General features: G+C 73.8%; 16 protein-coding genes and 1 pseudogene. 12 read left to right on the top strand and 5 right to left on the bottom strand.

Features of this window, described 5'->3' with window-relative positions:
• Positions 1-132 precede the first annotated feature (132 nt).
• The 9 genes and pseudogenes from J2S46_RS13560 to J2S46_RS41030 all read left to right on the top strand — a co-directional run.
• Positions 133-846 (top strand): annotated as a pseudogene (locus J2S46_RS13560) (sensor domain-containing protein); the annotation flags it as partial.
• Positions 847-904: 58 nt separating this feature from the next.
• On the top strand, positions 905-1,366 hold the full coding sequence (locus tag J2S46_RS13555) for a sensor histidine kinase (RefSeq protein WP_229912588.1): 462 nt from the start codon (positions 905-907) through the stop codon (positions 1,364-1,366).
• Positions 1,354-1,998 carry a response regulator gene (locus tag J2S46_RS13550; protein WP_191289195.1) on the top strand — a complete coding sequence of 215 codons (645 nt, stop codon included), beginning with the start codon at positions 1,354-1,356 and terminating at the stop codon, positions 1,996-1,998. The genes J2S46_RS13555 and J2S46_RS13550 overlap by 13 nt, the downstream gene beginning before the upstream one ends.
• A gap of 2 nt (positions 1,999-2,000) precedes the next feature.
• Entirely contained in the window at positions 2,001-2,873 is an 873-nt protein-coding gene (locus J2S46_RS13545; protein WP_191289194.1) for a DUF4097 family beta strand repeat-containing protein, read from the top strand.
• 84 nt (positions 2,874-2,957) lie between these two features.
• Positions 2,958-4,142: a tRNA dihydrouridine synthase DusB gene (gene dusB, locus J2S46_RS13540; protein ID WP_191289193.1), complete on the top strand. Its 1,185-nt coding sequence runs from the start codon at positions 2,958-2,960 to the stop codon at positions 4,140-4,142.
• Between the two features lie 563 nt (positions 4,143-4,705).
• Positions 4,706-7,414: a pyruvate, phosphate dikinase gene (gene ppdK, locus J2S46_RS13535; protein WP_229912500.1), complete on the top strand. Its 2,709-nt coding sequence runs from the start codon at positions 4,706-4,708 to the stop codon at positions 7,412-7,414.
• Between the two features lie 258 nt (positions 7,415-7,672).
• A complete protein-coding gene (locus J2S46_RS13530) occupies positions 7,673-8,188 on the top strand; it encodes a ribonuclease domain-containing protein (RefSeq protein ID WP_229912499.1) in 516 nt (171 codons plus the stop codon).
• A 127-nt stretch (positions 8,189-8,315) separates the two neighbouring features.
• Positions 8,316-8,879, top strand: coding sequence for an ADP-ribosylglycohydrolase family protein (locus J2S46_RS41035; RefSeq protein WP_307349948.1), 564 nt, complete (start codon positions 8,316-8,318; stop codon positions 8,877-8,879).
• Positions 8,876-9,580, top strand: a complete 705-nt coding sequence (locus J2S46_RS41030; protein ID WP_307352762.1) for an ADP-ribosylglycohydrolase family protein — start codon at positions 8,876-8,878, stop codon at positions 9,578-9,580. The genes J2S46_RS41035 and J2S46_RS41030 overlap by 4 nt, the downstream gene beginning before the upstream one ends.
• A gap of 61 nt (positions 9,581-9,641) precedes the next feature.
• Here the strand turns inward: J2S46_RS41030 and J2S46_RS13515 are convergent, their stop codons facing one another.
• On the bottom strand, positions 9,642-10,370 hold the full coding sequence (locus J2S46_RS13515; protein ID WP_191289191.1) for a GNAT family N-acetyltransferase: 729 nt from the start codon (positions 10,368-10,370) through the stop codon (positions 9,642-9,644).
• An 813-nt stretch (positions 10,371-11,183) separates the two neighbouring features.
• On the opposite strand from J2S46_RS13515, the gene J2S46_RS13510 reads away from it, so the two are divergent.
• The 3 genes from J2S46_RS13510 to J2S46_RS13500 all read left to right on the top strand — a co-directional run bounded on the left by J2S46_RS13510 (position 11,184) and on the right by J2S46_RS13500 (position 14,323).
• Positions 11,184-12,128 (top strand): PAC2 family protein, encoded by a 945-nt coding sequence (locus tag J2S46_RS13510; protein ID WP_073927595.1) that lies wholly within the window; start codon positions 11,184-11,186, stop codon positions 12,126-12,128.
• Between the two features lie 426 nt (positions 12,129-12,554).
• Complete coding sequence (locus tag J2S46_RS13505) at positions 12,555-13,082, top strand: DUF1062 domain-containing protein (protein ID WP_191289190.1); 528 nt, start codon at positions 12,555-12,557, stop codon at positions 13,080-13,082.
• A gap of 248 nt (positions 13,083-13,330) precedes the next feature.
• Complete coding sequence (locus tag J2S46_RS13500) at positions 13,331-14,323, top strand: SGNH/GDSL hydrolase family protein (RefSeq protein WP_191289189.1); 993 nt, start codon at positions 13,331-13,333, stop codon at positions 14,321-14,323.
• Between the two features lie 191 nt (positions 14,324-14,514).
• On the opposite strand, the gene nirD is transcribed toward J2S46_RS13500, so the two are convergent.
• The 4 genes from nirD to J2S46_RS13480 all read right to left on the bottom strand — a co-directional run bounded on the left by nirD (position 14,515) and on the right by J2S46_RS13480 (position 19,529).
• Positions 14,515-14,904, bottom strand: coding sequence for a nitrite reductase small subunit NirD (nirD, locus tag J2S46_RS13495; protein WP_191289188.1), 390 nt, complete (start codon positions 14,902-14,904; stop codon positions 14,515-14,517).
• On the bottom strand, positions 14,901-17,510 hold the full coding sequence (gene nirB / locus J2S46_RS13490) for a nitrite reductase large subunit NirB (RefSeq protein WP_191289187.1): 2,610 nt from the start codon (positions 17,508-17,510) through the stop codon (positions 14,901-14,903). The genes nirD and nirB overlap by 4 nt, the downstream gene beginning before the upstream one ends.
• Positions 17,507-18,811: an NAD(P)/FAD-dependent oxidoreductase gene (locus J2S46_RS13485; protein WP_191289186.1), complete on the bottom strand. Its 1,305-nt coding sequence runs from the start codon at positions 18,809-18,811 to the stop codon at positions 17,507-17,509. Before J2S46_RS13485 ends, nirB begins: the two co-directional genes overlap by 4 nt.
• Before the next feature lie 145 nt (positions 18,812-18,956).
• Complete coding sequence (locus J2S46_RS13480) at positions 18,957-19,529, bottom strand: TetR/AcrR family transcriptional regulator (RefSeq protein ID WP_191289185.1); 573 nt, start codon at positions 19,527-19,529, stop codon at positions 18,957-18,959.
• Positions 19,530-19,611: the final 82 nt, after the last annotated feature.

The raw sequence follows: 19,611 nt of genomic DNA, 5'->3' as shown, positions 1-19,611 counted from the left end.
GTCAAGCCTTGCTGTCGGGGCGGGAGATGTCGGTAGCGCGATCGACCCGACCGGGGGTGTAGCCAGCTGCACCCCCGGCCCGGCAGCCCCCTTCATGGCGGGCCGTGATCATCACGTCCTAGGCTGTCGGGCATGCCCCCGACCCCCACCCCGCTGCGCCGCGCGCTCACCGCGAGTGCCGGGCGGGCCCCCTGGTCGGCCGGGCCCTGGCACGACACGCTCTTCGTCTCCGCCGGGGCCGCACTGAGCGTTCCGCTCTGGGCGGCGGTGCTCGTCCCGAAGCTGCTCTTCCCGCTGCTGGGGCTGGTGCTGCTCTCGCTCGGCCCGCTGAGCGCCGCGCAGCGCAGCCGGATGCGGGTGCTGCGCGGGGTGGAGATCCCGCGCAGGGCCCGGGACGGCCTGGGCCCGCTGCGCCGGCTGCGTTCACCGGCGGCCCGGCGGCAGGCGGGGTACCACCTGGTGGCCGCGCCGCTGCTGGCGGTCGGCGCGGCCCTGGTCCTGTACGGCTGGGGCGTCGGCCTGGTGCTGGCGACGGTGTACGGCTGGGAGTGGCTGATGCCGCCCGGCAGCCGGGTGCACGCGGACAACTGGCTCGTCCCGCAGGAGGCCCTGGTCACGCTGGCGGGTCTGGTGCTGCTCGCCGTCGCGCCGTACGCGGCCGGCCGGCTGGCCGGGCTGGACGAGCGGGTGACCAGGGCGATGCTCGGCCCCAACCGGGCGGAGCAACTGGAACGCCGGGTGGAGGACCTCGCCGAGAGCCGGGCCGGGGTGGTGGACGCGGCCGACGCCGAGCGCCGCCGGATCGAACGCGACCTGCACGACGGCGCCCAGCAGCGGCTGACCTCGCTCGCGATGAACCTGGGCCTCGCCCGGCGCACCCTCAAGGACGTCCCCCCCGGAGGCGATGCAGGTGATCGTCGACGCGCACGAGGAGGCCCAGGCCGCCATCGCCGAGCTGCGCGACCTGATCCGCGGCCTGCACCCGGTGGTGCTGGAGGACCGCGGCCTGGACGCCGCGCTGTCCGGCATCGCCGCCCGCGCCCCGCTGCCGGTGCGCCTCGACGTCCAGGTGCCGCCGGGGATCGCGCCGACCGTCGAGGCGGTCGCGTACTTCACCGTCTCCGAGGCGCTGACCAACGTCGCCAAGCACGCCCGCGCCTCCAGGGTCGACCTGTCGGTGCGCGGGCGGGGCGGCCGGCTGCGGATCACCGTCACCGACGACGGCGTGGGCGGAGCCGACCCGGCGGGCGGCACCGGACTCACGGGACTGCGCAAACGCGCCGCCTCGGTGGACGGCACCCTCGCCGTCCACAGCCCCCTCGGGGGCCCCACCACCATCACCGTGGAGCTGCCGTGCGTGCTGTGATCGCCGAGGACTCGGTCCTGCTGAGGGCCGGGCTGGTCAAGGTCCTGGAGGCGGTGGGCTTCGAGGTGGCGGCCGCGGTCGGTGACGCCGAGGAGCTGCTCGCCGCCGTCGAGGAGCACGCGCCGCAGGTGGTGGTGACGGACGTCCGGATGCCGCCGGGCTTCACCGACGAGGGCGTCCGGGCGGCACTGATGATCCGGCGGCAGTGGCCGGAGGTCGCGGTGCTGCTGCTCTCCCAGTTCGTGGAGGAGCGCTACGCCGCCGACCTGCTCGCCACCAACACCAGCGGTGTCGGCTACCTGCTCAAGCAGCGGGTGGCGAACGTCGACGACTTCGTGGACGCCCTGCAGCGGGTGGCCGAGGGCGGCACCGCGCTGGACCCGGAGGTGGTCGCCCAGCTGCTGGTGCGCCGCAACAGCGACCCGCTGGAGCGGCTGACCCCGCGGGAGCGGGAGGTGCTCGGCCTGATGGCGGAGGGCCGCTCCAACGCGGCCATCGCGGCGGCCCTGGTGGTCGGCGACAGCGCCGTCGCCAAGCACATCAACTCGATCTTCACCAAGCTGGACCTGCCGCCGGCGGACGCGACCCACCGCCGGGTGCTCGCGGTGCTGCGCTTCCTGGAGGTCGGCTGACGATGGAGCGGGTCGCCGGAGGGCAGAGGGCGGGGGCCGCGGACGCGGACGGGGCCTGGACGGACGGTCCGGAGGGGACGCGGCGGCCGGGCGGGACGGCGCGCGGACTCCGGGTCTGGCGCCTCGGCGGCGGGCTGGTGATGGCGGTGGTGCTGGTGCTCTCCGGCTCGCAGGCCGTGGGCGTGCTGGTGCGGCAGCACACCGTGCGGGACAAGACGTACGCGCTGGCCGCCCGCGAGCTGGTGCTCGACACCACCGGGGCGGAGGTCCGGATCGAGCCGGGACTGCCCGGGCAGGTGCTGGTCCGCAGCAGCCTGGACTGGACCCTGCGCAAACCGCTGGTGGCGATGCTCTGGGAGGGCGACACCCTGAAGGTGACGGTGCGCTGCGACCGGATGCTCGACCTCGGCGGTCTCGGCTGTGGGGTCGGCCTCGACATCCGGGTGCCGGCCGCCACCGTGGTGACCGGCCTGAGCACGTCGGGGTCCGTCGAGGTGCGCGGTCTGACCGGGGAGGTCCGGCTGCGGAGCGGCTCGGGGGCGTTGGTGCTGACGGGCCTCGGCGGGCGGGTGACCGCCCGGTCGGGCTCGGGATCGGTCTGGGGCACGGCGCTGGCGTCGGCGCGGGTCGAGGTGGGCACCGGCTCCGGCGACGCCCGGCTGGCCTTCGCCCGTCCGCCGGACGCGGTCACCGCCTCGACCACGTCCGGGGAGCTGTGGATCACCGTTCCCACCGGTTCGCGGTACCGGATCACCGGCCGTTCGTCCTCGGGCGGGCGCAGCATCGACCCGGTGCTGGAGGACCCGGAGGCGCCGCGCGGGATCGACGTCTCCACCCGCTCGGGGGCGGTGTTCATCAGGTCGTCCGACGGCTGACCGGCCACCGGGCCGGGTGGGGGACAATGAAGAGTCCCGGACCGCGCCCGGCGGGACCGCCTAGCTGCTGAGGATGCGCCGCGCATGACCGCCACGCCCGCCACCGCCACGCCCGTGCCCGCCCCGGCCGACTCCGAGTTCGCGCCGCTGGACATCGGCCCGATGCGGGTGTGGCCGCCCGTCGTGCTGGCCCCGATGGCGGGCATCACCAACGCGCCGTTCCGCACCCTGTGCCGGGAGCAGAGCGACGGCAAGGGCCTGTTCGTCAGCGAGATGATCACCACCAGGGCGCTGGTCGAGCGCAACGCCAAGACCATGCAGCTGATCCGCTTCGACCCGAGCGAGAAGCCGCGCTCCATCCAGCTGTACGGGGTGGACCCGGTGACCGTCGGCAAGGCCGCCCGCATGATCGCGGACGAGGGCCTGGCCGACCACATCGACCTCAACTTCGGCTGCCCCGTCCCCAAGGTGACCCGCAAGGGCGGCGGCTCGGCGCTGCCGTACAAGCGGAACCTGCTGCGGGAGCTGCTGCGCGAGGCCGTCGCGGGCGCGGGCGACCTGCCGGTGACCATGAAGATGCGCAAGGGCATCGACGACGACCACCTCACCTACCTGGACGCCGGCCGGATCGGCGCCGAGGAGGGCGTCTCGGCGATCGCCCTGCACGGCCGCACGGCCGCCCAGCACTACGGCGGCACCGCGGACTGGTCGGCGATCGCCCGGCTGCGGGAGTCCGTCCCGGCGCACATCCCGGTGCTGGGCAACGGCGACATCTGGTCGGCCGGCGACGCGCTGCGGATGATGCGGGAGACGGGCTGCGACGGTGTGGTGGTAGGCCGCGGCTGCCTGGGCCGGCCGTGGCTGTTCAAGGACCTGGTCGCGGTCTTCGAGGGGGACGCCGACCCGGCGCGCCCCTCGTTCGCGGACGTGTCCCGGGCGATGGTGCGCCACGCGCAGCTGCTGGGCGAGTGGATGGGGGACGAGCAGCGCGGGGTGGTGGACTTCCGCAAGCACGTCGCCTGGTACACCAAGGGCTTCTCGGTCGGCTCCGAGCTGCGGGTGCGGCTGGCCAACTCCAGCTCGCTGGCCGAGCTGGGCGGGACGCTGGCCGAGGTGGAGCAGTCGCAGCTCTGGCCGGCCGGCGCGGACGGCCCCCGCGGCCGGACCAGTGGCAACAACCGGGTGGTCCTCCCCGAGGGCTGGTTGGACGATCCGTACGACTGCGCCCTGCCGGGCGTTGACGCCGAATCGGACACCTCCGGCGGGTGACTTGGACGTTCCGGCCGGTCGGCCCCGGAGGGGGTGACTGCCGGAGCGGCCCAGCCCTCTTGGACAACCTGGCCAAGAGGGCTCCATTCGGGCTTGGTCCGATCACGGAACGAACACGTTTCTGGACACAGTGCGACGATTGGCGCAGTGTCGCTACGCACGACTGGTGAGATGCGCCCGTGACGCTTGCCACATACCGTGGCGACTGACATACGGTCAGGTGTCGGTCTTGGCCCGGAAGGCGCAAATCGCCTTCCGAAGGGGTCGGCGGAGTATCGGAGGGTCGGGGTGCAGGAAATCAAACCGGGGCAACACGGCCGGGCGCTCACCATCACGCTCTGTCCGCTTCGTGTGATCTTCGTGTTTCCATGCGTTCAAGACTTGAATGCTAGCTAGCGTCAGCCGGACGATTTCAGCACCAGAGGTGAACGCCCTGACGGGCATTCGATCTGCTGGGTTACCGATCGGTACCGGCCTCGTACGGCCTATTGGCAGCGCAAGAACGCCTTCGAAATGGGTATGTTCTCCGGCGTCAGGGCAACCGTGTGCGAGGAGACCGACCCGTGCCGTCCCAGCAGAAGTTTGTTTACTCCTTCACTGAAGGAAACAAGGACCTCAAGGATCTTCTTGGCGGCAAGGGCGCCAACCTCGCCGAGATGACCAACCTGGGCCTCCCCGTCCCTCCGGGGTTCACCCTCACCACCGAGGCCTGCAAGGTGTTCCTGGAGACCGGCAGCGAGCCGGCCTCGCTCCACGAAGAGGTGAGTGCGCACCTCGACTCCCTGGAGCGGGAGATGGGCAAGAAGCTCGGCCAGGCCGACGACCCCTTGCTGGTGTCCGTCCGTTCCGGCGCCAAGTTCTCGATGCCCGGCATGATGGACACCGTCCTCAACATCGGGCTCTCCGACGCCTCGGTGCTCGGCCTCGCCGCGCAGTCCGGCAACGAGCGCTTCGCCTGGGACTCCTACCGCCGCCTCGTCCAGATGTTCGGCAAGACCGTGCTGGGCGTCGAGGGCGAGCTGTTCGAGGAGGCCCTCGACGAGGCCAAGGCCGCCAAGGGCACCGCCGACGACCTGGACCTGGACGCTTCCGACCTCCAGGTACTGGTCGACACCTTCAAGGCCATCGTGCTGCGCGAGACCGGCCGTGACTTCCCGCAGGACCCGCGGGACCAGATGGACCTCGCCATCCACGCCGTCTTCCACTCCTGGAACGGCGACCGGGCCCGGCTGTACCGCCGTCAGGAGCGCATCCCCAACGACCTGGGCACCGCGGTCAACGTCTGCAGCATGGTGTTCGGCAACCTCGGCGAGGACTCCGGCACCGGCGTCGCCTTCACCCGTGACCCCTCCACGGGCGCGGTCGGCGTCTACGGCGACTACCTCTCCAACGCCCAGGGCGAGGACGTCGTCGCCGGCATCCGCAACACCCTGCAGCTCAGCGAGCTGGAGAAGCTGGACAAGAAGTCGTACGACGAGCTCATGGCGATCATGCACAAGCTCGAACTGCACTACCGCGACCTGTGCGACATCGAGTTCACCATCGAGCGCGGCAAGCTCTGGATGCTGCAGACCCGGATCGGCAAGCGCACCGCCGCCGCCGCCTTCCGGATCGCCGTCCAGCTGGTCGACCAGGGCCTGATCGACCTGGACGAGGCGCTGCACCGGGTCACCGGCGGGCAGCTCGCCCAGCTGATGTTCCCGCGCTTCGCCCCCGACGCCAGCTCCAAGCGGGTCGCCTGGGGTCTCGCGGCCTCGCCGGGCGCCGCGGTCGGCAAGGTGGTCTTCGACTCCTACACCGCCGTGAAGTGGTCCCGCTCCGGGGAGAAGGTCATCCTGGTCCGCCGGGAGACCAACCCGGACGACCTGGACGGCATGATCGCCGCCGAGGGCATCCTCACCTCGCGCGGCGGCAAGACCTCGCACGCGGCCGTCGTCGCCCGCGGCATGGGCAAGACCTGTGTCTGCGGCGCCGAGGAGCTGGAGGTCGACACCAAGCGCCGCCGCTTCACCACCGCCGACGGGCAGGTCGTGGAGGAGGGCGACATCGTCTCCATCGACGGTGCGACCGGCAAGGTGTACCTCGGCGAGGTACCCGTGCTGCCCTCCCCGGTGGTCGAGTACTTCGAGGGCACCCTGCACGCCGGCGCCGACGTCCAGGGCGGCCTCGTCCAGGCCGTCCACCGGCTGATGTCGCACGCCGACGTGCGCCGCCGCCTCGCGGTCCGCGCCAACGCCGACAACGCCGAGGACGGCGGGCGCGCCCGCCGCTACGGCGCCCAGGGCATCGGCCTGTGCCGCACCGAGCACATGTTCCTCGGCGAGGAGCGCCGCAAGGAGGTCGAGCACCTGATCCTGGCGGACAACGACAAGGACCGGGAGTCCGCGCTCGGCACCCTGCTGCCGCTGCAGAAGGGCGACTTCCTGGAGCTCTTCCAGGCGATGGACGGACTGCCCGTCACCGTCCGGCTGCTCGACCCGCCGCTGCACGAGTTCCTCCCCGACATCACCGAGCTGTCGGTGCGCGTCGCCCTCGCGGAGGCCCGCAAGGACCCGAACGAGAACGACCTGCGCCTGCTCCAGGCCGTCCACAAGCTGCACGAGCAGAACCCGATGCTGGGCCTGCGCGGCGTGCGCCTCGGCCTGGTCATCCCCGGTCTGTTCGGCATGCAGGTCCGGGCGATCGCCGAGGCGGCCGCCGAGCGCAAGCTGGCCGGCGGCGACCCGCGCCCGGAGGTGATGATCCCGCTCGTCGGCACCGTCCAGGAGCTGGAGATCGTCCGGGACGAGTGCGAGCGGGTGCTCGCCGAGGTCTCCTCCTCCACCGGTGTCCAGCTGGACATCAAGCTCGGCACCATGATCGAGCTGCCGCGCGCCGCCATCACGGCCGGTCAGATCGCCGAGGCCGCCGAGTTCTTCTCCTTCGGGACGAACGACCTCACCCAGACGGTCTGGGGCTTCTCCCGCGACGACGTGGAGGCCTCGTTCTTCACCGCGTACCTGGAGAAGGGCATCTTCGGGGTCTCCCCGTTCGAGACCATCGACCGCGACGGCGTCGGCGCGCTGGTGAAGCAGGCCGTCGTAGCCGGCCGGGCCACCCGCCCGGACCTCAAGCTCGGCGTCTGCGGCGAGCACGGCGGTGACCCGGACTCGGTGCACTTCTTCCACGAGGTGGGCCTGGACTACGTGTCCTGCTCCCCCTTCCGGATCCCGGTGGCGCGCCTGGAAGCGGGCCGCGCCGCCCTCGAGACGGCGGGCAGCGACTCGCGCTGACGGTGGCGGGCACCCGGGCGGCCAGGCATCGGCCGTCCGGGGCCCGACCCGCCTCGGCGCAGGTCGCTGACCGCATCCCCTCCCGCCGGGAGGGGCGTACACCGGAGCTCGGCGCAGGAGAACCGGCGTACGTACAGCAGTTGGGGCGGGAACGGACAATGGCGTCCGCTCCCGCCCCTTCCGCATTCCCTGCGCCGATCGGGTGATGACGCACCCCGTTCGGACGGCCGGCGCGACGTGCCCGGCAAGCTGGATGTCATGACCAGTCCCATGACCAGCCGCAACCGCCTGATCGCCGTCGCCGTGCTCCTGGTCTGCGCGATCGCCGCCGCGGGCGCCTACGCCCTCAGTGCGCACCGGGACCCGGCGGACGCCGGCGCGACCCCCTCCCCGCCTGCCGCCTCCGGCTCGGCCCCCGGTTCGCCCACCGCCGGTCCGGGCTCGCCCGGCGCCGGCCCCACCGCCGCAGCCTGGGTGCCGGCCGACCCGCGGATCGCCGACGTCTGCCGGAGCAGGCTCCCCACCCCGGCCCGCAGCACCCTCGCCCTGATCGCCGCGGGCGGCCCCTACCCGTACCGCTCCGACGGCGTCGTCTTCGAGAACCGCGAGAGCCGGCTGCCCCGGCAGCGCGCCGGCTACTACCACGAGTACACCGTGGTCACCCCCGGCTCCCAGGACCGCGGCACCCGACGCGTCGTCACCGGCGCGGTCGGCGAGCAGTACTGGACGGCCGACCACTACGCGAGCTTCCAGGAGATCGACCCGCGCTGCTGAACCGGGCCGGTCACCCGGGCCGGCGCACCGGGCCCGGTCATCCGGGCCGGCCACGGTCGGACCGGGCCGGACGGCGGCCCGGAAAAGCACTGGGCGTCATGTTCTCAGTCTGAGAACATGACGCCCGATGACCCTTCCCGCCGACAGCGACGCGACCACCGACCCCGCCCTCGACTCCCTGCACGGCCTGGCCGTCGGGGACGCCCTCGGCGCCCAGTTCTTCGTCCCCGGCACCGGAGGCCACCTGGCCGCCCGGACCACCCCGCCCGGCCCCTGGCCGTGGACGGACGACACCGAGATGGCCTGCTCCGTCCACGCCGCGCACCGCGAACGCGGCAGCATCGACACCTTCGACCTGACCCACGCCTTCGCCCGCCGGCACGACTTCGACCGCGGCTACGGCCCCGCCGCCAACCGGCTGCTGCGCCTGATCCGCGAGGGCGGCGACCCGAAACGCCTGGCGGCCGAACTCTTCGACGGTCAGGGCTCGTACGGCAACGGCGCCGCCATGCGGGTCGCCCCGCTCGGCGCCGCCTTCGCCCACGACCCGGCGGCCGCCGTCGGGCCCGCCGCCGACAGTGCCGTGATCACCCACACCCACCCGCAGGCGGTCGCCGGCGCGATCGCCGTCGCGGTGGCGGCCGCCCACGCCGCCCGGGCCCGGAACCCACCACCCCCGCCGCCCTTCTGACGGCGGTACGGGAGCTCACCCCGCCCGGCGCCGTCCGGGAGGGCATCGGCGAGGCGATCGGCCTGCTCGCCGCGCCGGACCTGCGGGCGGTCGCCCGGGTGCTCGGCAACGGCAGCCGGGTCAGCGCCGCCGACACGGTGCCGTACGCGCTCTGGTGCGCGGCCCGCCGGCTCGGGGACTACCCGGGCGCGGTCCGGGACGCGATCGCCGCGGGCGGGGACATGGACACCACGGCCGCGATCACCGGCGGCATCGTCGCCGCGCGCACCGGCACGGCCGGCATCCCCGCCGGGTGGCTCGCCGCCCGCGAGCCGCTGCCCGGCTGGGCGACCCCGGAGCCGGGCAGCGTCGCGACCGCCACGACCGACCCGGTCGCCGCCCGTCCGCTGCTCTCCCCGCGCCCGCAGGCGGTGCCGGACCTGCTCTGGAGCGAGGAGCAGTGGCAACGGGTCCGGCGCGGCCTGCGCCCGGCGGCGATGGAGGACAAGTGGGTCTCCTGGACGGCCGAGGGCACCCTCCACCTGCACCGCAGCTGGACGGGTGACGCGGTCTGGGAGGTCCGGGTGGCACCCGTCCGCGGCGGCGGGTGGCGGCCGGTCTCGGCACTGGTCGAGGAGCGCTTCGAGGGCCTGCGGGTCGGCGCCCTCGACGCCGACGCGTTCTTCGCCGCGGTCCTGCGGCTGGCCGCCCGCGGGTACTGACCCGTGCGGGAACGCCGGCGGGGCCCGTCCGGCGGGCCCCGCCGGCGTAGCGACCGGTCGGTCAGGCGGGGATCAGCTGCCCAGTGCCACCGCCGTGTCTAAGGCACTCCTGGTTGATCGCCCGGTCCGGGGCGCTGGGCGAGGTGGCCGCGGCGATCCGCAGCTCGATGATGTCCCGCACGGCGGGCCACTCCTCGTCCAGGATGGAGTAGAAGGCGGTGCTGCGGACCACGCCGTCCAGGCCGCGCGAGTGGGCCCGGCGGACGCCCTCGCAGGTGGCCCCGAGCCGCTCGATGGCGGTCCGCGAGCGCTGGTTGCGGGCGTCGGCGCGCATCGAGATCCGCTGCACGCCCCACACCTCGAAGGCGTGCCGCAGCATCAGCAGCTTCGCCTCGGTGTTGATGCCGGTGCCCTGGGCGCGCGGGGACAGCCAGGTGTTGCCGATCTCGGCGGCGTCGGGCACCGCGGTGGCCGGATCGCCGAACGGGATGCCCGGCGCCGGCGGCCAGACCAGCGGGCCCTGCCAGTAGTCGAGTTCGAGGAAGCGGGTCGAGCCCACCACCCGGCCGTCGGCGGTGCTCACCGTCGCGAACGGCAGCGAGCGGCCGGCCGCCTGGTCGGCGAGGGCGCGGGCGACGTAGTCGCGGGCCGCTTCCAGGCCGTGCGGGACGGGGGTGAAGGCGTAGGTCGTACGGTCCTCGGCGCCGGCCTGGGCCAGCGCCTCGGCGTGGTACGCGGCAAGGGGCTCCAGCCGGACGGTGCGGCCGGCGAGGATGACGGGTACGGGCACGGAACCTTCCGTCCTTCGGCGTCGGAGGGAGACCTCGCGCCGGGATACGGCGCGGAGGGCGACTGGACTTCGCCCCGGCTCCAGGGGGATCCGCCCGTTCCGGCGTACGCCGGAGTGCCCGGTTCGTACGGCGGGGGAGGCGGCCCGGAGGCGGGCAGCGCGGTGCCGGAACGGACACGGGTCCACGGACCGGTCCGGCGGGATGAGCGAGGGGACAGTGTGCGTCCGCGATATGGCCGAGGGGGAAACGAGTACGCGAAGGGAAGCAGGCGGCCAGATGAAGGCAAGGTGCGTCGTGTGGGCTGGCCCAACAGCGGTCCGGGACGTGGTCAACGGCGTTACCGACGACGAGACGACGACGCGACGATGCGAGGCAGCGAGAGGACGATACCCGTCAAAGGGCGGTGCGTCACTTCGCGGCACGCGAAAGGGGGCGTGTGAGTCCCCGCCGTACGCTGCGCCGCCCGGGCGCGGGCCCCGGAATTTGCCCGGCGCACGCCGCGCCGGACCCGCGGAGGGGGTGTGACCAGCGGGTTTCCGGCAGGGTGCGATGATTCTCCGACCGGGGGAGGGCCGGGCGCCGTTCCCGGCACGAAGCGCGGCCGCAACGGGAATGCAAGGGGCCTCCGGCACGCTGGAGTGAGCGGAGACCCGCGTCGGCGAACAGCCCGCGCGGGGATCCCGAGGCCGGAACCGGCCGGGACGGGCCGCAGGGCCCGGCCGGACCGGAACGGGCCCGCGACGCAGGACGTCAGACCGAGACAGTCAGACCGAGACAGACCGACGACGAGAACGAACGGGGTTGGGTACGCGGTGCGAGATCACCAGGCGCTGTACGAGCTGGAACCGCAGGGTGTGGCCGCCGTGGCCGCCGCGAACGCGGCCTTGGGCGACACCGGCGCGGGCCTGGTGCTGCTGTACCACTTCGAGGGCTTCATGGACGCAGGCGAGGCCGGAGGCCAGGTGGTGGCGCACCTGCTGGAGGAGGGCTCCCCGCAGGTCGTCGCCCGCTTCGACCACGACCGCCTGGTGGACTATCGCGCCCGGCGCCCCGCGATGGTCTTCGACCGCGAGCACTGGGCCTCCTACGACCCGCCGGAGATCCTGCTCCAGCTGGTCGAGGACGCGGCCGGCTCGCCGTTCCTGCTGCTCACCGGCCCCGAGCCGGACGTCGAGTGGGAGCGATTCGCCGCCGCCGTGCGCGAGCTGGCGGAGCGGTTCGAGGTCCGGCTCGCCATCGACTTCCACGGCATCCCGATGGGCGTGCCGCACACCCGCCCGGTCGGCCTGACCCCGCACGGCAACCGCCTCGACCTGGCGTCCGGCTACCCGCAGTGGTTCGAGCAGGCCCAGGTGCCCGGCAGCGCCCAGGCCCTGCTGGAGTACCGGCTGGCCGAGGCCGGCCAGGACGTCCTCGGCTTCGCCGTGCACGTGCCGCACTACGTGGCCCGCTCCGCCTACCCCGCCGCCGCCGTGCTGATCCTGGAGGCCGTCCAGTCGGCCACCGGCCTGGTGCTGCCCGGCCACTCGCTGCGCGACCGGGTCGGCGAGGTGTACGCCGACATCGAGGAGCAGCTGGCCCAGGGCGACGGCGAGCTGCGTTCGGCCATCCGCGGCATGGAGGGCCAGTACGACGCGGTGGCCGGCGCCGAGGGCCGGGACAGCCTGCTCGCCGAGGCGGTCGACCTGCCCTCGGCGGACGAGCTGGGCCGGCGCTTCGAGCAGTTCCTGGCGGAGCACGAGCGGGACGCCGACTAGGGGGCGTCCGACAGGGCCCGGCAGGCCCTGACGACCTGACCGCGCCGGGCCCGGGCAAATGTGCCCCGCCCCGCGCGGGGGTGGTGGGCGGGAACGACCGTGATGTGACCGGTCGATCCCGCCCACCGTCGTGTCTGCCTGTCTGCATATCTGTCTGCGTGCGTGCGTGCCGGCCGTCGCCCGCGCCCGTACCGACCGGCCGGATTCCACTCCGGCCCGGCCTTCGAAAAACCGGTGGAGCCGCGTCGCCGTGCGCCGCTACCGTGCTGCGGAACCCAGTTGTCCAGTGAAGGACAAGCCCTTGTACACCGTGTGAGACCTCCCGAGCGCTGATTCGTCGCGCGTCGCACCTGTGCGCCGCGCACCTTTTTGCTGCGGTCTTCTCACTGGAACCGGTGTACTTCTGTGCTCAAGGACTGGGTGGTCATGCCCACCTGCCTCCCTCTCGTCATCCGCCGCTGTCACGCGTGCCCGTCCGGGCGCTTCCGGGCCGGCGGAAAGTTCCGCGTCAACGCCAATCACAAGGTCGTCGACGCCTGGCTCCTCGCCCTCTGCACCGGGTGCGGGGACACCACCAAGCTCACCGTCCTGGAGCGGGTGAACGTTCGCTCCGTACGACCCGGGCTGCTCGGCCGGCTGCACGGCAACGATCCCGGCCTGGCGGCCGAGTTGCTGCAGGACCCGGTCCTGCGGCGGCGCAATCGCATCGCCCTCGACTGGGACGACGCCTGGCGCCTGGACACCGGCGGTTCGGATCACCTCGGCCGCGAGGTGATCGACGTCTCGGTCCGCTTCGCGGCGCGGATCCCGGTCCGGCCGCTGCGGCTGATCGCGGAGGGCTGCGGCCTTTCGCGGGCGGAGGTCGCGAGACTGGTCGAGCAGGGCAAACTCGTGTCGGCCGTCCGGCTGGGCGGCAAGCTCTCCGGCGACTTCGGCTTCACGCTCAAGCGCTGAGCCCGACACGGGCCGGGGCCGGCTCTCGCGAGGGAGCCGGCCCCGGCCCGAAGCCCCGGCCCCGGCCCGAAACCGCGCCCCGGCTCCGTCCCGACCCCGGGGCGGGGCCGGGGCGCGAAAAGTTTCCGCCGGCGGGAGTCCTCGGGCCGGGCCCGTTCGTTGCTGCTGCCGAGGTGCCCGGGGGACGGGTCGCCGGCCGCGCACGTACCGAGGGCGTGCGGTTTTCCTATCCCCAGGGGGGCTCTGCTGTGCACAGGCGATCACCCGGCGGCCCCGCCGCCGCCCGCGTCGCGGTCCTGCTCGCCGCCGTGCTGCTGGCCGCGGGCTGCACCGGCGGGACGGACGGCCCGAAGGCGGCGGAGCAGGGTCCCGGCCGGGCCGGCGCCGGTCCGAGCCCCAGCGCGACGCCCGCCGCCCCGGCGGGCCCGTACGTGGCGCTGGGCGACTCGTACACCTCCGGTCTGAAGATCGAACCGCAGGTCGGAGAGCCCCGGGGCTGCGCCCGCTCGGCCGTCAACTACCCCTCCCTGGTGGCCAAGGCGCTCGGCCTGGCCGGGGCCGACTTCCGGGACGTCAGCTGCAGCGCGGCCCGCACGGCCGACCTGACCGGCGCCCAGCGCACCGACGACGGCTCCAACCCGCCCCAGCTGGACGCCCTCTCGGCGGCCACCCGGCTGGTGACCGTCGGGATCGGCGGCAACGACGCCGGGTTCATGGAGGTGGTCGGCGAGTGCGCCCGGCAGATCCTGGTGCAGTCGCTGGCGCGGAGCCTGGCCGGCGGCGAGGCCGCCGCGGCGCCGTGCCGGGACCACTACGCCTCGGGCGGCGCCGACCAGGTCCGCCGCAAGGTGGACGCGGCTGGGGAGAAGCTCGCCGGGGTCCTGGCCGAGGTGCGGCGCCGGGCCCCGCAGGCGCGGGTCCTGGTGGTCGGGTACCCGGCTCTGCTCCCGGCCGACCCGAGCGCCTGCGCGCCCGTGCTGGGTGCCGGCGTGGCGCCCGCCGACCTGGGCTTCCTGGGCGAGAAGGAGCGCGAGCTCAACGGCATGCTCGCCGAGCGGGCCGCGGCGGCCGGGGCCCGGTTCGTGGACACCGCCACGCCCTCCGCGGGCCACGACATGTGCGCGGGGGCGGCCCGCTGGGTCGAGCCGCCCTTCCCGGCGCCCGGCCTGGCCGCCGTGCACCCGAACGCCGAGGGCCAGCAGGGGATGGCGGCAGCGGTGCTGCAGGCCGTCCGGGGGTAGTCCGGCGGTCCGGTGGGGGCGGCCCGGGCGGACGCCCCGGGAAACGGGCCGGCGGCCGTCCGCGCGGTCAGGGCGATGACCACGGACGGCCGCCGGGGGGCCGGGGGTTCCGGTGGCGGGGGTGCTTCAGGTGCCGATCAGGGCCCGGCCGGGCTCTCGGGCCGGGTATTCGGGCCGGGCTCGGACCGGCCTCAGGCCGGGCTCAGCCGGGTCGGGTGGACGACGATCCGCACCGACTCGTCGTCCAGGCACTCGCCGGTGACCAGGTCGAACCGCTGCTTGAGCAGCGGCGAGGCGACGTAGACCCGGCCGTCCGGGGTCGAGCCGAGCAGCCCGCGGGAGAGCACGTACGCGCCGGTGAACGGGTCCCGGTTGGCGATCGCGTGGATCCGGTCCAGGTGGTCGCGGAACACCGCGGCCTGCCGGCCGTCCGGCAGCAGGGCGGCCACACCGCGGCCCGGGGCGAGCCGCTCCAGGTCGCAGACGGGGGCCCAGACGCCTTCGGCGAGCACCTCGATCCGGTCGGTGGCGACGCCCTCGGTGGCGACGGTGAAGGCGGTCTCAGTGGCGACGGTGGTCATCGGACCTCCAGCAGGAGCGAGTTGTCGGGGTCGAGGGCGGCCAGCAGATCGGCCTCGGTCGCGAGCAGCGTGAGGTCGGGCTTGACCTGGCCGCGCTCGGGGGTGAACCGGATGCTCGGGTCCTCCACGCCGGGGGCGTTGACGAAGGACACGAAGCGGCGCATCCGCTCCGGGTCGGCCAGCGTGGCGGCCCATTCGTCCTGGTAGTCGGACACGTGGTTGGCCATCAGGGCCTCCAGCTCCTCGGCGATGCCGAGGCTGTCGTGCACCACCACGTCGCGGACGTGGTCGAGGCCGCCCTCGATCCGCTCCAGCCAGGCGGAGGTGCGCTCCAGCCGGTCGGCGGTCCGGATGTAGAACATCAGGAACCGGTCGATCAGCTTGATCAGCTGGTCGTCGTCGAGGTCCTGGGCGAGCAGGTCGGCGTGCCGGGGGGTGGCGCCGCCGTTGCCGCCGACGTACAGGTTCCAGCCGTTGGAGGTGGCGATGATGCCGAAGTCCTTGCCGCGGGCCTCGGCGCACTCGCGGGCGCAGCCGGAGACCGCCGACTTCAGCTTGTGCGGGCTGCGCAGGCCCCGGTAGCGCAGTTCCAGGTGGATGGCCATGGCCACCGAGTCCTGGACGCCGTAGCGGCACCAGGTGGAGCCGACGCAGGACTTCACCGTCCGCAGGGACTTCCCGTACGCGTGGCCGGACTCGAAGCCGGCGGCGACCAGCTTGGTCCAGATCAGCGGCAGCTGGTCCACCGTGGCGCCGAAGAGGTCGATCCGCTGGCCGCCGGTGATCTTGGTGTAGAGGCCGAAGTCACGGGCCACCTCACCGATCACGATCAGCCCCTCCGGGGTGATCTCACCGCCGGGGATCCGCGGGACCACCGAGTAGGAGCCGTTCTTCTGGAGGTTGGCCAGGAAGTGGTCGTTGGTGTCCTGCAGGGCCGCCTGCTCGCCGTCCAGCACGTGGCCGGAGGCCTCCAGCTCGGGCGCCAGCGAGGCGATGATCGAGCCGACGGTCGGCTTGCAGACCTCGCAGCCCTCCCCGCCCAGGCGGCCGTGCTCGGCCAGCAGCCGGCGGTGGGTGGAGATCCGCTTCACCCGGACGATCTCGTACAGCTCCGCGCGGGTCTGCCCGAAGCAGGGGCAGAGGCCCTTGTCGACCTCGATGCCGGAGGCCTCCAGCTCGTCGCTGACGATCGTGGAGAGCAGCTTGACGCAGGAGCCGCAGCCGGTGCCGGCCTTGGTGCACTTCTTGACCTCGGGGACGGTGCCGCAGCTGTGCTCGGTGACGGCCGCGCGGACCTCGCCCTTGGTGACGTTGTGGCAGTTGCAGACCACCGCCTCGTCCGGCAGCGCGGAGCTGCCCAGCGAGACCGGCGCACCCATCCCGGCGGGCAGCACCAGCGACTCGGCGGGGACGGGCAGCGGGGTTCCGGTGCCGGCCAGCGGCCGCAGCGAGGAGTACGCCTCGGCGTCGCCGACCAGGATGCCGCCGAGCAGCGCGCCCTCGGGGGTGACCACCAGCTTCTTGTAGATGCCGGAGCGGGAGTCGGAGTAGACGACGTCCAGCGCGCCGGGGGTGGTGCCGAAGGCGTCGCCGAAGCTGGCCACGTCCACGCCGAGCAGCTTGAGCTTGGTGGACAGGTCGGCGCCGGTGAACGGCTTGGCGGCCTTGTCGGCCAGCTGGTGGGCGACCGCGCCCGCCATCTCGTAGCCGGGGGCGACCAGGCCGTACACCCGGCCGTCCACGGCCAGTGCGCACTCGCCGATGGCGAAGACGTTCTCGTCGGAGGTCCGGCAGTGCTCGTCCACGGCGATGCCGCCGCGCTCGCCGACCGTCAGGCCGCAGTCGCGGGCCAGCTGGTCACGGGGGCGCACACCGGCCGAGAAGACCACCAGGTCGGTGTCGAGGCTGCTGCCGTCGGTGAAGATCATCCCGTTGGCCGCCCCCTCGGGCGAGACCGTCACGGCGGTGGTGCCGATGCCGGTGTGGACGACCACCCCCATCTCCTCGATGGTGCGGCGCAGCGCGTCGCCGCCGCCCTCGTCCACCTGGACGGGCATCAGCCGGGGGGCGAACTCGACCACGTGGGTCTGCAGGCCCAGGCCCTTGAGCGCGCCGGCCGCCTCCAGCCCGAGCAGGCCGCCGCCGACCACGGCGCCGACCCGGGAGCCGGCCGCGTACGCCTCGATGGCGTGCAGGTCCTCGATGGTGCGGTAGACGAAGCAGCCCTCGGCGTCCTTGCCGTCCACCGGCGGGACGAACGGGTAGGAGCCGGTGGCGAGCACCAGGGTGTCGTAGCCGATGCTGCGGCCGCTCGCGGTGGTGACCGTCCGGGCCTCGCGGTCGATCGCGGTCGCCGGGTCGGAGAGGTGGATCTCGTAGCCGTGCTTCTCGGCGAAGCCGTCCTCGGCGAGCAGCAGGTCCTCGGGGGTCTTGCCGGAGAAGTAGGAGGTCAGCGCGACCCGGTCGTAGGCGTGCCGGGGCTCCTCGGCGAGGACGACGACCCGGTAGCGGTCGGCGGCTCCGGCGTCGGCCAGGGCTTCCAGGAAGCGGTGGCCGACCATGCCGTATCCGACCAGCAGTACGGTCGGCCTGGTGGTGGTGGTCATCGGGTCCCTCCGGGGGTCGTGCTGCTCTGCGTGGTGGCGGTGAGCAGGTGGAGCGGGTGGGCTGACAGGGCCTCGTCGCCCTCCCAGGTGTGGGCCAGGGTGCCGACTGTGCTGAGGTCGCCGAGCAGGACGCCGCCGACGAGCCGGTCGTCGCCCCGCTCGTCACGGCGGACGATCACCTTGCGGTAGGTGCCGCCGGCGGCGTCGGCGAGCCGGATCACCCGGTCCTCGGGGGCGGCCGGCTCCGTCTCGCCGAAGGCGGCGAGGTCGAGCGGCGCACGGTCGGGGCCGGTCAGGGTGAGCCGGGTGAGCAGCCGGCTGCCGGTGTAGGAGGGGCCGGCCGGGCCGGCCGCGAGCAGCCGGGCCAGGGTGTCGGCCTGTTCCTGGGCGGGGCCGGCCAGGCCGTAGAGCACGCCGCGGTGCTCGGCGCAGTCGCCCACCGCGTGGATGTGCGGGTCGCTGGTCCGCAGCCGGTCGTCGACCACGACGCCGCGGCGGGTCTCCAGGCCCGCCGCCTCGGCGAGCCCGGTCCGCGGCCGCACCCCGACGGCGACCACCAGCAGGCCGGCCTCCAGCCGGAAGCCGTCGGCGAGTTCGACGCCGGTGACGGTGCGGTCCTCGGTCAGCACGGAGCGGACCCGGCACTCGGTGTGCACCTCGATGCCGAGGTCGGTGAGGTGCTTGCGCAGCAGCGCGCCGGCCGCCGGATCGAGGTGGCGCTCCATCAGGTGCTCGCCCTGGTGGGCCAGCACCACCTGGACGCCGCGCGCCGCCAGCGCCCGGGCGGCGCTCACCCCGAGCAGCCCGCCGCCGACCACCACGGCCTGCGCGACACCGGGCAGGTAGGCGTCGATGTCGGCGCAGTCGGCCATCGTCCGGAAGGCGAAGACGCCGCTCGGCAGCGTGTGCCGCTCCCGCCCGGCCCCGGAGTCGTCGAACAGGCCGCGCAGCGGCGGCAGGACGGGGTTGCTCCCGGTGGCGAGCACCAGGTCGCCGTAGCCGATCGTGGATCCGTCGTCGCAGAGCACCCGGCGCTGCTCCCGGTCGATCCGCACCACCCGGGCCTGCCGGCGCTCGACCTGCGGCGGGAGTGCGGCCAGCGCGGCCACGCCGGGGGCGTAGCGGCCCGCCAGCACCTCGGCGAGCAGCACCCGGTTGTACGCGGGGTGCTCCTCCTCGGCGAGCAGCACGACCGGGCGGTCGGTGCCGTGCTGGACGAGCTGCTGGGCGAGCCGGTGGCCGGCCATCCCCGCGCCGACGACCACGATGCCGTCCGCTGGGGGAGTACCGGTTGTTGTCATGCCTTTGAGCATGTGGCGCGGGTGTTTCCCGTCCGGGGCCGGTCTGTTTCGGAGGCGGAACGTTGACCTCAGCGGGGTCCAGGGCCGGGTGTGAGCCCCGCGGGGCCCCGCCGTCGCGCGCCGCGGTGGCGGCGCGCGACGGTCGTCAGTGCGCCGGCCCGGCGGCCACCAGGGCCACGCTGCGGGCGAGTTCGGCGGCGTACGCCGGGGTGAGGGCCGCGGGGTCGAACAGCAGCCGGTACCACATGGGCCCGTAGACCAGGTCGAGCAGGAACTCGTCGTCGGGGTGCCCGACCTCGCCGCGGGCCCGGCCGCGGGCCAGCAGTTCGCGGACCGACTCGCGGCGGACGGCGATCAGCTTCTCCCACAGCAGCGCGGCGAACGCCTGGTCCTGCACGGCCTCGGCGGCAAGCGCCCGGTTCAGGGTGCCGTTGACGCCCTGCTGGCCCGCGAAGGTCGCGGTGAGCAGAGCGGTGAGGTCACCGCGCAGCGTGCCGGTGTCGGGGGTGGGCAGGTGGGTGAAGGCGTAGCCGGCCAGGGCGTCCAGGACGACCTCGCCCTTGCTGCGGTAGCGGCGGTAGACGGTCTGTTTGGAGACACCGCTGAGCGCCGCGATGCCCTCCATGCTGAGGCCGCGGTAGCCGTGCTGCTCGGTCAGGTCGACGGCGGCTCGGCGGATGGCTTCGTCGACGGCGGGGTCACGGGGGCGTCCGGTCATGGCCTTCACCTTACGGATTGACATACGGTCCGTCTCGTATTGAAATATGGATACGCAACGGACCGTATTGGAATGGGGGTCT

The sequence above is a fragment of the Kitasatospora herbaricolor genome (assembly GCF_030813695.1).
Taxonomy (GTDB): Bacteria; Actinomycetota; Actinomycetes; order Streptomycetales; family Streptomycetaceae; genus Kitasatospora; species Kitasatospora herbaricolor.
This window is presented reverse-complemented; position numbering and strand designations above follow the sequence as displayed.